The sequence below is a fragment of the Streptomyces sp. NPDC091292 genome (assembly GCF_044757265.1).
Classification (GTDB): domain Bacteria; phylum Actinomycetota; class Actinomycetes; order Streptomycetales; family Streptomycetaceae; genus Streptomyces.
Genome location: NZ_JBIVUQ010000031.1, coordinates 33,431 through 48,609, shown reverse-complemented (window position 1 = coordinate 48,609; position 15,179 = coordinate 33,431). Strand labels below are relative to the sequence as shown.

Here is a 15,179-nt window from a genome sequence, read left to right as displayed (position 1 = left end):
CACGGTCACGGTTGAACCCGCCACGGTCGTTGTCACGACGGTCGTCCCGACGGAACCCGCCACGGTCACCGTCACGACGGTCATCGCGGCGGAACCCACCACGGTCACCGCCGTCACGCCGCTCGAACGTACGCCCACCGCGGTCACCGTCACGGCGGTCGTCCCGGCGGTCGTCGCGACGGAACCCGCCACGGTCGCCACCACGGTCCCGGTCACGGTCACGGTTGAACCCGCCACGGTCGTTGTCACGACGGTCGTCCCGACGGAACCCGCCACGGTCACCGTCACGACGGTCATCGCGGCGGAACCCGCCACGGTCCCGGTTGAACCCGCCACGGTCGTTGTCCCGACGGTCATCGCGGCGGAACCCACCACGGTCACCACCATCACGCCGCTCGTACGAGGACGAGGACGAGGACGACGAACGCTCGTACGCCGGACGCTCGTTGCGCACCGGAGCCACCGAAGCCGCCGGAGCCTCCGTGGAAACCACGGCCTCCGCGTCAACGGCACCCGGCACCTCGGATCCCTCGGTAACCGCGGCCCCCGGCTCCTCGCCCCGCTCCCGCGCCGCCCGCGCGGTCAGCCGCTCGGCCTCCTCGCGCAGTTCGGTGGCGCGGCGCTGCGCGCGCTCCAGGCTCTTGGTGAGGTCCTGGACCTCACGCTCGGCCTGCTTCGCGGCGTTGTCAGCCGAGTCCGCCTGGACCTCGGTCATCGACCGGGCACCGGTGATCTCGGCGACCTCCGGCTCGAACACCCCGCCGCCGCCGACGATGTGGCGCGAGGCGTCCACGCCCGCGTCCTCCATCAGCCGGAAGATCTGCCGGCGCTGGTGCGGCAGCGCGAGCGAGACGACGGTGCCGGAGCGGCCCGCGCGGGCGGTACGGCCCGAGCGGTGCAGGTAGTCCTTGTGGTCGCCCGCCGGGTCGACGTTCAGGACGAGGTCGATGCCGTCGACGTGGATGCCGCGCGCGGCGACGTCGGTGGCGACGAGCGCGTTGACGTAGCCGTCCTTGAAGTCGGCCAGCGTGCGGGTGCGCGCGCCCTGGGTCATGCCGCCGTGCAGCGCGTCGGCGCGAACGCCCGCGTCCCGGAGCTGTTCGGCGACGCGGTCGGCGCCGAGCTGGGTGCGGACGAAGATGATCGTGCGGCCCTTGCGGGCGGCGATCGCGGCGGTGACCGGGGCCTTGTCGCGCGGCTTCACGACCAGAATGTGGTGGGTCATCGTGGTGACCGCACCGGCCGACGGGTCGACCTCGTGGGTCACCGGGTTCTTCAGGTAGCGCTTGACGAGGGAGTCGATCTCGTTCTCCAGCGTGGCCGAGAACAGCATGCGCTGGCCGCCCGCCGGAACCTGGTCGAGCAGCTCGGTGACCTCGGGCAGGAAGCCCAGGTCGGCCATCTGGTCGGCCTCGTCGAGTACGGCGATCTGCACGCTGTCGAGCGAGCAGGCACCGCGGTTGATGATGTCGCGCAGCCGGCCGGGCGTGGCGACGAGGATGTCGACGCCGCGCTCCAGGGCGTAGATCTGGTTGCTCATCGACGTGCCGCCGCAGACGACCTTCATCTTGAGGCCGAGGACGTCGCCGTAGGGCTGGAGGGCGTCGGCGACCTGCATCGCCAGTTCGCGGGTCGGGGTGAGGATGACGCCGCGGGGGCGCTTCTTGGCCGTGTGGCCGCCGCTCAGCGTGGCGAGCAGCGGGAGGCCGAAGGAGAGGGTCTTGCCGGAGCCGGTGCGGCCACGGCCGAGGATGTCCTTGCCGGCCAGGGCGTCCGGGATGGTCGCGGCCTGGATCGGGAACGGGGTGGTGACACCGTTCTGCGCGAGCTTGCGGACGATGCCGTCGGGGAGGCCGAGGTCACTGAAGCTGGGGCCCGCGGGGGTCTCGGGGGTGTCCGTGGCCTCGGGGGCCTCGGGGGTGCCGGTCGCGTCGTCGTCGGACTCGATGACCTCGATGGCTTCTACGACCTCGGCGGCATCGATGATCTCGACGGTCTCGACGACCTCGTTGTCCGAGGTGTTCTCGGGCACGACGACGTGATCAGTACTGGAAACAGACATGCGAAATGCGAACCTTCCGGAGTTCACGGCACGCGCCCAAACTCCGTGAAGTCGCAATCGACCGCCTCAATGCGGTCCGGCCACGGCAAGGGAGAGTACGCGCCACACGCGGCGCGCTTCTGTCCTCGCTCTGTGAGGAGTGCGCCGGGCAAATGGGATCAAACGATCTACCACCATACGCACCCCTCGGCCCCCGAGGCAAACCGGTTCTGCGTGACTCCGATCACGAGTCGAACACAGACGGTAGGCGGGTGCCGTTCACGCCGGTTCTCATACCGGCTCCCCGGCCTCCGGTGAGGGTTCCATCCGCATGAACCGGCCCGCCTGGTCGTTCAGGGGCCCGTTCTCGTGCGCCGACGAGGACGGCTCGGCGGTCGTCGGGTCCGGGGGCGACGGTTCCGGGTCCGGCTTGGTCGGCGTGGGGTCCGGGGTGTCCTTGGGCGGGGTCGGGTCGGGGTGGCTCGGGGTCGGTACGTCGGGTTTGCCCGGGACGTCGGGCTTCCCGTTCTTCGGGGGCTTGCCGGGCGCCGAAGCGGAGGGGGACTCGGTGCCGGTGACCGAGGCGGACGGGGAGGGTCCGTCGGCGCCGGGGCGGCCGTCCTCCTTGACGCCGTGCTCGTCGTGGTGTCCGGTGCCGCCGCCCGTGGCGCCCGTACCGCCGTCGGGTGCCGCCGCACCGCCCCGTGGCCCAGCGGAGTGCGAGGGGTTCGGCCGCCCGGCGTCGTCGCCGACGCTCATGCAGCCGGCGGTCGCCGCGACGGCCGCCGCCACGACGGCCAGGCGGACGGGAACGTACAAGGGGCGCACGGGCAGCCACCTCCGGGGCACGGGGCAAGGACTCGCGCTGCCCAACTCCCGTCACCCACAAGAAGACACGCGCCAGGACGACTCCGCCGTCCCGCTCCCGACCCGGCCCCCACCCCCGCCTACGGGCACCCGTGTCACATTGCCCGGCTCCGCCGGGGTTTGTCCGCGACGACCTCACACCAAGACACCAAGAACCGGACGGACCCGAGCCACACCGGTCCACGAAATGCCGCCGAACACCGCCGTCGTGGCGGATGAACGCTGCGGCGGAAAGAAGACCGGGCATCGCCCTGGACCTCCACCACCACCGACCAACACCCGAGCCCACCCCCACCGGCCCGCGAAAATGCCGCCGAACACCGCCGTCGTGGCGGATGAACGCTGCGGCGGAAAGAGGGCCGGGCAGCGCCCGAAAGCCCGCACCACCACAAACCACCCACATCGACCAGCGACCAAGGCGCCCAACAAGCACCGCCGTGGCGCAGCACCGCTGCGACGGAAAGAGGATCGGGCAGCGCCCTGCACCCCCCACCATCACAAACCACCCACACCGGCCCGCGACCAAGGCGCCCAACAAGCACCGCCGTGGCGAATCACCACTGCGACGGAAAGAGGGCCAGGCAGCCCCCGAAACCCGACCAGCACCCGAACGCACCCCCACTCGCCCGTAGCGATGCCGCCGAACACCCGCCACCGTTGCATGTCACGACATCGGCGGAAGAACATCAGGCAGGAGCCCGAAGCCCCTGCCGCCACTCCAGCACCATCCACACCACCCGGCGCCCATGCCGCCGGACACCCACCCCGGTGGCAGATGACCGCCGCGCGGAAGCGGGAATCAGGCCGGGCACACCCGGGAGCCCCCACCACTCCGACACCACCCACACCACCCACACCAGCAGCACCACCCACGCCCGCACCAACCACACCCACACCAACCCCTACGGAACCCCCCTCCGATCAGCCGTAGCCCAACGCATGCAGGCGTTCGTCGTCGATTCCGAAGTGGTGGGCGATTTCGTGGACGACCGTCACCTCTGTTTCCGCGACCACCTCCTCGTGGGACTCGCACATACGGAGGGTGGGGCCGCGGTAGATCGTGATGCGGTCGGGCAGGACGCCCGCGTACCACTCGCCCCGGTCCGTGAGCGGTGTCCCTTCGTAGAGCCCGAGCAGCTCGGGATCGTCGGCGGGCGGTTCGTCCTCGACGAACACCGCCACGTTGTCCATGAGCCGCGTCAGCTCAGGCGGGATCCGGTCCAGGGCCTCGGCGACCAGTTCCTCGAACTCCTCGCGCGTCATCTCCAGCACAGCCCCATTGTCGACCACCGCGCCGCATACCCCACCCCGCCCCTGGGCATACGGGACCAATGCCCCGCGACCGCGCAGCCGCAGCACTGTCCGCACTCCGCGCACTCCGCCGGGTACGCCTCCCGCGCAGGGCCCGCCGCACCCTGCCGGAGCTGGGCCGCGACCCGCACCCGTACCGTCGCGCCCTCGGTCTGGTGGGCGTCGTGCTGGTCGGGGCGTGGCTCGGGCTGCTGGTCGTCGGGAGTGTGCGGGTGCCCGTCGGGCCGATGGACACGCGGATGACGCTTCGGGCCTCCTTCTCCGGCGGTACGAAGATCAACGTTTCGCCGCTGGGGGCCCTCGAACTGAAGACCCACACCGCGCCCATCCGCCTCGACGTGGACGTCGACCAGCTCGACCCGGTACGCGCCGAGGCCCTGGTCAAGCACCCCGAACGGATCTCCGGGCTCCAGGACGAGGTCGCCCGGGACGTCGGGCAGGGGACGCTCGACCTGGCGGTACGTTCCTGCGTCGCCGTCGTCGCCGGGGCCACCGCGCTCGGCCTGGTCGTCTACCGGCGCCCGCGCCGCGCCCTCGCCGCCGGCGGACTCGCGCTCACCCTGCTCGCCGCGTCCGGCGCCACCGCCTTCGCGACGTTCAACCCGAACTCGGTCCTGGAGCCGAAGTTCTCCGGACTGCTCAGCAGCGCGCCATCGGTCGTAGGCAACGCCCGCAGCATCGTCAGCGAATTCGACGTCTACCAGAAGGAGTTGGCGCGCCTGGTCACCAATGTGACCAAGCTGTACGACGTCACGTCGACGCTGCCCGCGTACCAGCCGGACCCGTCCACGATCCGCGTCCTGCATGTGTCCGACATCCACCTCAACCCCGCGAGCTGGAAAATCGTCTCCTCGCTGGTGGAGCAGTACAAGATCGACGTGATCGTGGACTCCGGCGACACGATGGACCACGGCAGCCCCGCCGAGAACGCCTTCCTCGACCCGATCCCGGACCTCGGCGCCCCCTACGTCTGGGTACGCGGCAACCACGACTCCCGGGCCACCCAGAAGTACCTCCAGGGCATGAAGAACGTGCACGTCCTGGACGAGGGCCGGGCCGTGACCGTCGCCGGGGTGCGGTTCGCCGGGACCGGGGACCCGCAGTTCACACCGGACCGCTCGGTACCGGCCGGGGGCGACGCGGCCAACCGCCTCGCGGGCATCCGGCTCGCGTCCGCGCTGCGGGACCAGACGGCGGCCGGTACGCCGGTGGACATGGCGGTGGTCCACGAACCGGTGGCCGCGCGCGAGACGGACGGCACCGTACCGATCGTGCTGTCCGGGCATCTGCACCACCGCGACATGGAGGTCATGCCGCTGGGCACCCGGCTGCGGGTCGAGGGGTCGACGGGCGGCAGCGGGCTGCGCGCGGTCGAGGGCAAGTACCCGGACCCGATCGAGGCATCGATCCTGTACCTGGACCGGGGGACGCGGCAGCTCCAGGCGTGGGACGAGATCAAACTCGGCGGTCTGGGCCTGTCCACGGCGGAGGTGAGCCGCCACCTCCCGAAGGAGAACCAGCCGGGCGCCACGCCGAGCCCGACACCGCCGGGCCGCCGCTGAACCGTTCCGGTAAACCGTTTTGGCGATACTCCCCGCCATCCCATATGCTTCAACACGTCCCCGACGCGCTGAGAAGCGCCCAGGCGGGCCGATAGCCCTCATCGTCTAGCGGCCTAGGACGCCGCCCTTTCAAGGCGGTAGCACGGGTTCGAATCCCGTTGGGGGCACGCGTGTCGATATGCAAGACTGTGTCGGCACACACACCAGGTCCTGTGGAGCAGTTTGGAGTGCTCGCCACCCTGTCAAGGTGGAGGCCGCGGGTTCAAATCCCGTCAGGACCGCTTGCAGATCACTCAAGTGAACTGCGTGGCTGGGTAGCTCAGTTGGTACGAGCGATCGCCTGAAAAGCGATAGGTCGCCGGTTCGATCCCGGCCCCAGCCACCATCGCCCCCACCAGGGCATTCGACCCCGCCGAAATACTCCGGCGGGGTCGTTTTCATGTCGGCCGCGGGGTCGACCGCGGGAGGGGATCATGAAGTACTACATCATCCTGCCGTGCCTGCTGGCGGCGGCGCTCCTTGCCGCATCCGGTGTGGCGCACGTGACGCACGGCTGGGTACTCCCCAGGAACCGCCGGACGATCCACCGCCCCCGTATCCACGGCTGGGGCCAGCTGATCGCCGCCTTCGCCCTGTTCTGTCAGGTGTTCTTCGGCCTGATGATCAGCGACATCGACATCCGCCAGTGGGGAACCCTGTCCGGCAGCGCCCTACTCCTGACGGGCCTCGTCGTGATGATGATCGGCCAGCGACCGGGCCGCACCCCGGAGAAGCCCAGCACCCCATAAGCGGCGCGGGCCCCAAGGGGCGCGGGGAACTGCGCAACCACCCCCCACCGGCCCGCACCTCCCCCACCACCCCAGACACCCACTCCTCAAGGGGCGCGGGGAACTGCGCAACCGGCGCCTCAGACGCACCCTCACCTTCCCCACCGGTCCACCCGCGGCGCGTACCGTGACTCTGTGGTGCCCCACAGCGACGCAGATCACCGCGTCGCTAACTACAGCGCGGCGCGATTAGTCGGTAGTCTCGAACGAACCGCATAAGTTACCGCTTAGTAATCAGCTCGCGCAGGTTCGAGGAGCCTTCATGCAACTCGCCGCGATCATTGTGTCGTTGGTGCTCGCCGTGGTCGGTGTGGCGCTGTTCGGCCGGGCCATCGCAGAGATCTACCGCTATGTGCGGCTCGGCCAGCCGGTCCCGGCCGGTACCCGCACGGACGATCCGAAGCAGCGCACCCTCACCGTGGTCAAGGAGTTCCTCGGCCACACCAGGATGAACCGCTGGGGCATCGTCGGCGTGGCGCACTGGTTCGTCGCGGTCGGCTTCTTCACCCTCGTCCTCACCCTGGTCAACGCCTTCGGTCAGCTCTTCCAGGCCGACTGGGCCCTGCCGGTCATCGGCACCTGGCCCCCGTACGAGGTGTTCACCGAGCTGATCGGGCTCCTCACCACGCTCGGCATCCTCACCCTCATCGTGATCCGCCAGCTCTCGCTGCCGACCCGCGCGGGCCGCAAGTCCCGCTTCGCGGGCTCCAACTTCGGTCAGGCGTACTTCGTCGAGGCCGTCATCCTGATCATCGGCCTGTGCATCCTGACGCTGCGCGGTCTGGAAGGCGTACTGCACCACGTCGACGGCTACGACATCTCCTACCTGGTGTCGTATCCGCTGGTCGCCGCCTTCAAGGGGCTCAGCGTCTCCACCGTGCAGAACCTCGTCTACCTCGTCGCGATGATCAAGATCTCCACCTCCTTCATCTGGATGATCACCGTCGCGCTCCACACCGACATGGGCGTCGCCTGGCACCGCTTCCTCGCCTTCCCCAACATCTGGTTCAAGCGCGAGAGCGACGGCGGTACGGCGCTGGGCGCGCTGCTGCCGATGGCGTCCGGCGGTAAGCCCATCGACTTCGAGGACCCGGGCGAGGACGACGTCTACGGCGTCAGCCAGGTCGAGCACTTCTCCTGGAAGGGCCTGCTCGACTTCTCCACCTGCACCGAGTGCGGTCGCTGCCAGTCGCAGTGCCCCGCCTGGAACACCGGCAAGCCCCTCTCCCCCAAGCTCCTGATCATGTCGCTGCGCGACCACGCCCACGCCAAGGCCCCGTACCTCCTCGCCGGGGGCGGCAAGAGCATGGAGGGGGAGGAGAAGGCCACCGCCGAGCAGCTCGCAGACGTCCCCGCTTCCGCGCTCGCCGAGGCCGCGCGGCCCCTCATCGGGACCCTTGAGGAGAACGGGGTCATCGACCCCGACGTCCTGTGGTCCTGCACCACCTGCGGCGCCTGCGTCGAGCAGTGCCCCGTCGACATCGAGCACGTCGACCACATCCTCGACATGCGCCGCTACCAGGTGATGATCGAGTCCGCCTTCCCCAGCGAGGCCGGCACGATGCTCAAGAACCTGGAGAAGAAGGGCAACCCCTGGGGGCTCGCCAAGAAGCAGCGGCTTGAGTGGACCAAGGAAGTCGACTTCGAGGTGCCCGTCGTCGGCCAGGACATCGAAGACCTCTCCGAGGTCGACTACCTCTACTGGGTCGGGTGCGCCGGGGCCCTGGAGGACCGGGCCAAGAAGACCACCAGGGCCTTCGCCGAGCTGCTGCACATCGCGGGCGTCAAGTTCGCCATCATGGGCGGCGACGAGAAGTGCACCGGCGACTCCGCCCGCCGCCTCGGCAACGAGCCCCTGTTCCAGCAGCTCGGCCAGGAGAACGTGGCCATGCTCAACATGGCCTGGGGCGAGGACGACGAAGACCCGGCCACCCGTAAGCCCAAGGCAGCCAAGAAGATCGTCGCGACCTGCCCGCACTGCTTCAACACCATCGCCAACGAATACCCGCAGCTCGGCGGCGAGTTCGAGGTCATCCACCACACCCAGCTGCTCCAGCACCTCATCGACGACGGCAAGCTGGTCCCCGTCACGCCGGTCGAAGGGCTCATCACTTACCACGACCCCTGCTACCTCGGCCGCCACAACAAGGTCTACACACCGCCCCGCGAGATCATCGCCAAGGTGCCCGGCCTCAGGAACGAGGAGATGCACCGGCACAAGGAGCGCGGCTTCTGCTGCGGCGCCGGCGGTGCCCGGATGTGGATGGAGGAGCGCATCGGCAAGCGGATCAACACCGAGCGCGTGGACGAGGCGCTGTCCCTCAACCCCGACATCGTGTCGACCGCCTGCCCGTTCTGCCTCGTCATGCTGACCGACTCGGTCAACGGCAAGAAGAACGATGGCGCGGCGAAGGAATCCCTCCAGGTCGTGGACGTGGCGCAGCTGCTGCTCGACTCGGTACGGACACCCGCCGACGGTGAACCGCCCACCGGTGAGGCCGAGTCGGCGGACGCGCCGGAGCCGCAGCCGGTGAAGTAGCCCGCGCGGGTGGGTTGTTGAGGCCGGGGTCGCCTGTACGGGATCCCGGCCTTCCCCGTATCCGGACCGTCCCGTACCCGTCCGCCCGCCTACGCCCCCGTACAACCCTTCCGCCCCACTCCGTGTCGAACAGGTTGCCGGACAAGGAACGGGCCCTTGCCGGAACCCCCGCGCCTGCCCGGTCATCCTCTTCACGGGAGCCGCACATGCGCAAGAACCGTTCGACCGCCCTCGCGGCGGCCTCTTTCCTCCTGCTGTCCGGCGCGGGGATGGCCCTGGCCACCGCGCCCGCCGCGTACGCCGGAACCCCCGGTGGTACGCACGCGAGCGACCGGAACAGCGACTTCAACGGCGACGGGTACGAGGACGTGCTGGTCGGCGCGCCCGGCGCCACCGTCAGCGGACAGAAGGGCGCCGGACTCGTCACCGTGCAGTACGGGTCGCCGAAGGGCATCGGCACCAAGAACGTGGCGCGGTTCAGCCAGTCGACGGCCGGAGTCTCCGGTGCCGCCGAGGCGGGCGACCACTTCGGGCAGGCCGTCGCCACCGGCGACCTGGACGGCGACGGCTACGACGACGCGCTCATCGGCATCCCCGGCGAGGATCTGTACGAAGGCAAGGACGCGGGCGGGGTCGCGGTCCTGTGGGGCTCCAAGGCGGGTCTCACGGGCGCGGCCAGCGACTGGATCCAGGCCGTGGAGCCCGCCGAGGGCGCGCAGTTCGGCCTCGCGGTCGCCGCCGCACACTTCACCGCGTACAACCCGGGCGACCTGATCGCCGTCCTCGACAAGAACAGCCTCCACACCTTCGGGTACGCGCCCGAGGCCCGCGCCGCGAAGGGCGCAGCCGACGACCGGTCACCGCTGAAGAAGCGGGCGACCCAGCGCCTCGCCGGACTCGCGGCCGACCGGGACATCCTCCCCAAGTCCCTCACCACCGGCGACTACGACGACAACGGCTACGCCGACCTCGTCGTCTCCGGTGTCACCACCGGCGCCGAACCCGGGCACGGCTGGTCCGCGTACTTCTCCGGCAGCGAGGGCTTCCTCACGTACGAGCGGGAGCTGCGTGGTGGGCCGGCGGTGGCATCAGGAGACATCGACAACGACGGCTACGACGACCTGGTGACCGGTGAGCCGCACTCCCCCGACGACGGCGGCGAGAGCCTGACCGGCGGTCTGGTGGGCGTGCGGTACGGCGGTCCCGACGGTCCCGCGGCCGAGGCCCAGTGGTGGACGCAGGACACCGCCGGGGTGCCCGGGGTCGCCGAGCGCGGGGACGGCTGGGGCGCCGACCTGTCCGTCGCGGACACGAATGGCGACGGGTACGCGGACGTGGCGATCGGCGCGCCCGGCGAGGACATCGGCACCGTCGCCGACGCGGGCGCCGTATGGATTCTGCGCGGCGGCAAAGGCGGGCTGACCGCGACCGGTGCCAAGTCGTGGGACCAGAACAGCAAGGGCGTGCCCGGCGCCGCCGAGAAGGGCGACAAGTGGGGCGCCCAGGTCCGGCTGACCGACCCCAACCGGGACGGCCGCTACGGGCTGCTCGCGGCGGCGCCCGGCGAGAACACGGACGACGGCGTGGTCTGGGTCCTGTCGGCGGGCTCGGGCGGGGTGACGGCGACCGGTTCGTGGACGTACGGCGCCAGGTCGCTGGGGGCGCCGGCGGCGGACGCGTTGTTCGGGGCGGCGATCGACGAGTAGCCCCGGCACCCCTTGGACGACAGGCCGGGCCCGCACCCCCTCCGGCGGGACCGGCCTGTTGCGTACCCGTCTGTTGCGTACCTGCCCAACGGGCGGATGATGGGCGCGGCGTTTTCGGAGTGGGCCGAGTCGGAAGAGTGGGTGGACGGACGGGTGGGGCGGATGGTGCGCGCGGGACGTGACGGGGTGGGGCGCCCGGGGCGCGGGACGGGCACGGGTCGTACGGGGGCGACCGCCCTCTGCGCCTCCGTGCTGCTGCTCGCCGCCGCCCTCACCGCCTGCGGGTCGTCCGGCGACGCCGACGGGAGCGGGGCGAAGGCCAGTCGGCCCGTGGGGATCGCGGCGGGCGAGGGGCCCGCGCCGCTGCCGGTGCCCCGGGGCAAGGGCGGCAAGGGCAACAAGGTGAGCAGGGCGGGCGCCGACTTCAACGGCGACGGCTACCCCGACCTCGTCATCAACGACCTGGTGAAAGGCCCCGACGACAGCCACGGCGACGACGCGGGCATCGGCATCGTCTACGGCTCCCGCACCGGACTGCGGCCCGCGACCCGGCAGTTGCTGAATCCGGCCGAGCTGGCCGCGCCCACCGACGGCCAGGTGCCGGCCACCTTCGACGCGGAGGCGTTCTGCGATCTGGACGGCGACGGGTTCACCGACCTCGTCGTCTCCACCGACCCGCCGTACGACGGCCAGGGCGCACCCCCCGTACCGCTCCAGATCCTGTTCGGCTCACCCGGCGGACTGGCCGCCAAGGACACCAAGGGCGCCAAGGCCGTCAAGGTGCGGATCCCCGGCCGGGCCCGGATCGGCAACGACTGGCCCGACCAGCCGGTCTGCGGCGACTTCGACGGGGACGGCGCGATGGACCTCGTCGTACACGCGAGCAACAGTTCGCTGACCTTCCTGCGCGGCCCGTTCTCGCGTACGGGAGCACCGCGCGCGGCGGGCGCGCCACTGCCCGCGCCCGGCAACGTACCGGCCGGACCCGCGGTCGACGTGAACGGCGACGGCTACGACGACCTCGTCGTCCGCACGCAGAGCGGTCCTTCGAAGTCGGCCGTCGTGTTCGGCGGTCCGAAGGGGCCCGCCGAGACGGGCGTCCTGCTGCCGTCGGGCGTCGACGTGGCCTTCGGCCGGTTCGGCGGGGGCGGCGGGGGCAAGGGCATGGACGCGGCGATCGGCTCCCAGAGCGGCACGGCCCTGCGGTACGGGATCCCGGGCACCGCGCGCGCCACGCTCGCCGTGCCCGGCACCGTCCTCGACTCCGGCGACTTCGACGGCGACGGGCTCGACGACCTGGTGTCCAGCGGCTCCCGGCTGCGGATCTTCCCGGGCTCGGCGTCGGGCCTCTCGAAGGCGGGCGAGGTCGTCGTGGAGCCGAAGGCGCGCGGGACGACCCGGGTCCTCGCGGTCGCCGACTTCGACGGGGACGGGCGCGCCGACCTGGTGGTCCGTACCGCGCGCGACGAGACCCGGGACACGGTCGCGGTGTACCCGGGCGCGGCGGACGGGCTGCTCGCGGACGCCCCGAAGGTGACGTTCTCGACGGCGATGTTCCTGGGCATGAAGTAGCCCCGCGGACAAAAGAGTTGTCCCGTACAACCCTCGGGCCCCATCGGGAGTCTTCTGTGAGCCGAACACTCCGTAAAGCTGAGGCAACATCCCGGCAAACGTGAGTAAAGGCTCCCATTCGACTGCGGATGCCCGCCAGGCATCCCCACCGCAGGAGACCGCATGCATCAGCGCATCAGACTCGCCCTCGCCACGGCAGCGTCCGTGGCCCTGACGGGCGGGTTGCTCACTCTCACGGCGGGCCCGGCCCAGGCGGCCCCCGCCGTGCCGCTCGCCGCGTCCGACGCCGACTTCAACGGCGACGGATACGCGGACGTCGCCGTCTCCGCCGGTCGCGCGACCGTCGCCGGACAGTCGGGCGCCGGCCAGGTCACCGCGATCTACGGCGGCGCGACCGGCAACCGGTACGCCTCGTACAGCCAGAACAGCGCCGGTGTGCCCGGCGGCGCCGAGAAGAACGACTTCTTCGGCTCGGACACCGCGTACGGCGACTTCGACAACGACGGCTACGACGACCTCGCGGTCGGCGCGAGCGGCGAGGACGTCGGCAGCGACAAGGACGGCGGAACCGCCGTGATCCTTTGGGGCTCGGCGTCCGGCCTCAAGGGCGGCTCGACCATCCAGGACCCGCGCCCCACCAAGCACGACGGGTTCGGCCGGCTCCTGGAGGCCGGCGACTTCACCGGCGACGGCAAGGACGACCTCGCCATCGCCTCCGGCACGTACGCGACGCTCGACGTCCTGCGCGGCGGCTTCAAGCGCACCGGCGCCCCCGCGGCGCGCTCCACCGTCGTCCCGAACATCTACAGCGGCGACGGCGCGGGCGCCTGGAACCTGCACTCCGGCGACCTCAACGGCGACAAGCGCGAGGACCTGATCGTCAACGGGTACTCGAAGGAGGACGACTGGAACTCCAACTACTGGCTGCCCGGCACCTCCTCCGGCGTCACCACCAGCGGCGCCCAGAAGCTGCCGACCGGCACCATCACGGACGTCGGTGACACGGACAACGACGGTTACGGGGACATCGTCTTCGGGATCGACTGGGACTCCGGGATCGCCGAGTCCCAGAAGGGCGGCAAGGTCCTCATCGCGAAGGGCACGGCGAGCGGGCCCGCGTACGGGGAGCGGCAGTCGTTCTCGCAGAGCACCCCGGGCGTCCCCGGCACCAGCGAGACGAAGGACTTCTTCGGCACCGAGATCGACCTCGGCGACATCAACGGCGACGGCAACCTCGACCTCGCGATCGGCGTGCCCGGCGAGGACCTGACCGGCGGCAAGGACCAGGGCGCGGTCACGATCCTGTACGGCGCCGGCGACGGCTCCGGCATCTCCACCGACGGCGCCGTCGCCCTCAACCAGGACACCCCCGGCGTCCCCAACTCCAGTGAGACCGGGGACTACTTCGGCCTCGACATCCACGTGGACGACCTCAACGGCGACGGCCGCGGCGATGTCCTCGTCGGCGCGTACGGCGAGAACGACTTCAACGGGGCCGTGTACCCGCTGATCTCCCGGGCGAACGGGACCCTGACGGCGTCCGCCGGTGTGTACCCGTCCGGGGTCGGTGTCTCGACGGCGGGGCAGCCCCGGTTCGGCGTGAACCTGTCGGACTGACGTCCCTGACGCGTGGTCCCGGGGTCCCCTAGGGGATGTCACAGGTCGGCCGCAATGACCCGTGGTTTCCCTCGGCGCCGACCCGTCACTCTCCGGGACCAGGTACGTTCGATGACGTGGCTGGATTCAGGAACGGACGCGGCCGGGACAACCGCGCACCGCAAGGGCGACCGCAGAGCCCGCAGAACCCGCAGCAGCACCCGCAGCAGAGCCCGCGGCGGCAGCCGTACGGACAGCAGGCCCCGCAGGGCGGCCAGGCACCGTACGGCGGCCCCGCGGCGCCGCCGTACGGGCAGCAGGGCGGGTACGGGCAGCCGCCCCAGTACGGACAGCCCTCGCAGTACGGGCCGCAGGGTGGCGGGTACGGGCAGCAGGGGCAGCAGGGGCAGTGGTCGGCCGCCGGCGGGGGGCACGGGGAGCCGGAGTACTTCGGCGACGGGCATCCGCAGGCCGCGCCGGACCCGTACGCGGCGAACAACGCGGGTCACACCCAGGCGTTCTCGATCGACGACCCGTACAACCAGGGCGACACCTACCGCGCGGGCCAGGCGTCCGCGCCGCCGGCCGGGCCGCCGCTGCACTGGAAGGAGCTGCTGAGCGGCATCGTGCTGCGCCCCGCCCCCACCTTCCTCCGGATGCGCGACTACACGATGTGGGGCCCCGCCCTCATCGTGACCTTCCTCTACGGCCTGCTGGCGATCTTCGGCTTCGACGGCGCCCGCGAGGACGTGATCAACGCGACCCTGTCGACGGCGATCCCGTATGTCCTGACGACGGGTATCGCGCTGGTCCTCAGCGCCTTCGTCCTCGGTGTCGTCACCCACACGCTCGCCCGCCAGCTCGGCGGTGACGGGGCGTGGCAGCCGACGGTCGGCCTGTCCATGCTGATCATGTCGATCACGGACGCCCCGCGGCTGCTCTTCGCGATGTTCCTGGGCGGCGACGCGTCATTCGTCCAGCTCATCGGCTGGGCGACGTGGATCGGGGCGGGGGTGCTGTTCACCATGATGGTCAGCAAGTCCCATGACCTGCCGTGGCCCAAGGCGCTGGGGGCGTCGGCGATTCAGCTGATCGCGCTGCTGTCGATCATCAAGCTGGGGACGTTCTGATCTGTTGACCGGAAGGTGCGGGTGACCC

10 protein-coding genes and 3 tRNA genes are annotated in these 15,179 nt (G+C 70.8%); 10 read left to right on the top strand and 3 right to left on the bottom strand.

Features of this window, described 5'->3' with window-relative positions; translation table 11 throughout:
- From ACIQNU_RS40815 to ACIQNU_RS40805, 3 genes are all read right to left on the bottom strand, one after another.
- The coding region (locus ACIQNU_RS40815) for a DEAD/DEAH box helicase (RefSeq protein ID WP_401376852.1) at positions 1–2,062 on the bottom strand (2,062 nt) is incomplete at its 3' end.
- A gap of 270 nt (positions 2,063–2,332) precedes the next feature.
- A complete protein-coding gene (locus ACIQNU_RS40810) occupies positions 2,333–2,869 on the bottom strand; it encodes a hypothetical protein (protein WP_401376849.1) in 537 nt (178 codons plus the stop codon).
- Positions 2,870–3,829: 960 nt separating this feature from the next.
- Entirely contained in the window at positions 3,830–4,180 is a 351-nt protein-coding gene (locus ACIQNU_RS40805) for a metallopeptidase family protein (RefSeq protein ID WP_401376846.1), read from the bottom strand.
- A 59-nt stretch (positions 4,181–4,239) separates the two neighbouring features.
- Between ACIQNU_RS40805 and ACIQNU_RS40800 the strand changes: the two genes are divergently transcribed.
- The 10 genes from ACIQNU_RS40800 (at position 4,240) to ACIQNU_RS40755 (ending at position 15,151) form a co-directional block, all read left to right on the top strand.
- A complete protein-coding gene (locus tag ACIQNU_RS40800) occupies positions 4,240–5,781 on the top strand; it encodes a metallophosphoesterase (protein ID WP_401376843.1) in 1,542 nt (513 codons plus the stop codon).
- A gap of 94 nt (positions 5,782–5,875) precedes the next feature.
- Positions 5,876–5,948 (top strand) — tRNA-Glu (locus ACIQNU_RS40795).
- 39 nt (positions 5,949–5,987) lie between these two features.
- Positions 5,988–6,062 (top strand) — tRNA-Asp (locus ACIQNU_RS40790).
- 27 nt (positions 6,063–6,089) lie between these two features.
- Positions 6,090–6,166: transfer RNA gene (locus ACIQNU_RS40785), tRNA-Phe, on the top strand.
- Positions 6,167–6,254: 88 nt separating this feature from the next.
- Complete coding sequence (locus tag ACIQNU_RS40780; protein WP_401376841.1) at positions 6,255–6,569, top strand: hypothetical protein; 315 nt, start codon at positions 6,255–6,257, stop codon at positions 6,567–6,569.
- Positions 6,570–6,870: 301 nt separating this feature from the next.
- Positions 6,871–9,147, top strand: coding sequence for a (Fe-S)-binding protein (locus tag ACIQNU_RS40775; RefSeq protein WP_401376839.1), 2,277 nt, complete (start codon positions 6,871–6,873; stop codon positions 9,145–9,147).
- Between the two features lie 206 nt (positions 9,148–9,353).
- A complete protein-coding gene (locus ACIQNU_RS40770; RefSeq protein WP_401376838.1) occupies positions 9,354–10,853 on the top strand; it encodes an esterase in 1,500 nt (499 codons plus the stop codon).
- Between the two features lie 162 nt (positions 10,854–11,015).
- On the top strand, positions 11,016–12,425 hold the full coding sequence (locus ACIQNU_RS40765) for an FG-GAP repeat domain-containing protein (protein ID WP_401376836.1): 1,410 nt from the start codon (positions 11,016–11,018) through the stop codon (positions 12,423–12,425).
- A gap of 162 nt (positions 12,426–12,587) precedes the next feature.
- Positions 12,588–14,042 (top strand): FG-GAP-like repeat-containing protein, encoded by a 1,455-nt coding sequence (locus ACIQNU_RS40760; RefSeq protein ID WP_401376833.1) that lies wholly within the window; start codon positions 12,588–12,590, stop codon positions 14,040–14,042.
- Positions 14,043–14,077: 35 nt separating this feature from the next.
- Complete coding sequence (locus ACIQNU_RS40755) at positions 14,078–15,151, top strand: YIP1 family protein (RefSeq protein WP_401376831.1); 1,074 nt, start codon at positions 14,078–14,080, stop codon at positions 15,149–15,151.
- Positions 15,152–15,179: the final 28 nt, after the last annotated feature.

Coding starts and splice junctions, on each gene's coding strand:
- ACIQNU_RS40800 (WP_401376843.1), top strand. CDS start 4,240: ATGCCCCGCGACCGCGCAGCCGCAGCACTGTCCGCACTCCGCGCACTC.
- ACIQNU_RS40780 (WP_401376841.1), top strand. CDS start 6,255: ATGAAGTACTACATCATCCTGCCGTGCCTGCTGGCGGCGGCGCTCCTT.
- ACIQNU_RS40775 (WP_401376839.1), top strand. CDS start 6,871: ATGCAACTCGCCGCGATCATTGTGTCGTTGGTGCTCGCCGTGGTCGGT.
- ACIQNU_RS40770 (WP_401376838.1), top strand. CDS start 9,354: ATGCGCAAGAACCGTTCGACCGCCCTCGCGGCGGCCTCTTTCCTCCTG.
- ACIQNU_RS40765 (WP_401376836.1), top strand. CDS start 11,016: ATGGTGCGCGCGGGACGTGACGGGGTGGGGCGCCCGGGGCGCGGGACG.
- ACIQNU_RS40760 (WP_401376833.1), top strand. CDS start 12,588: ATGCATCAGCGCATCAGACTCGCCCTCGCCACGGCAGCGTCCGTGGCC.
- ACIQNU_RS40755 (WP_401376831.1), top strand. CDS start 14,078: ATGTCACAGGTCGGCCGCAATGACCCGTGGTTTCCCTCGGCGCCGACC.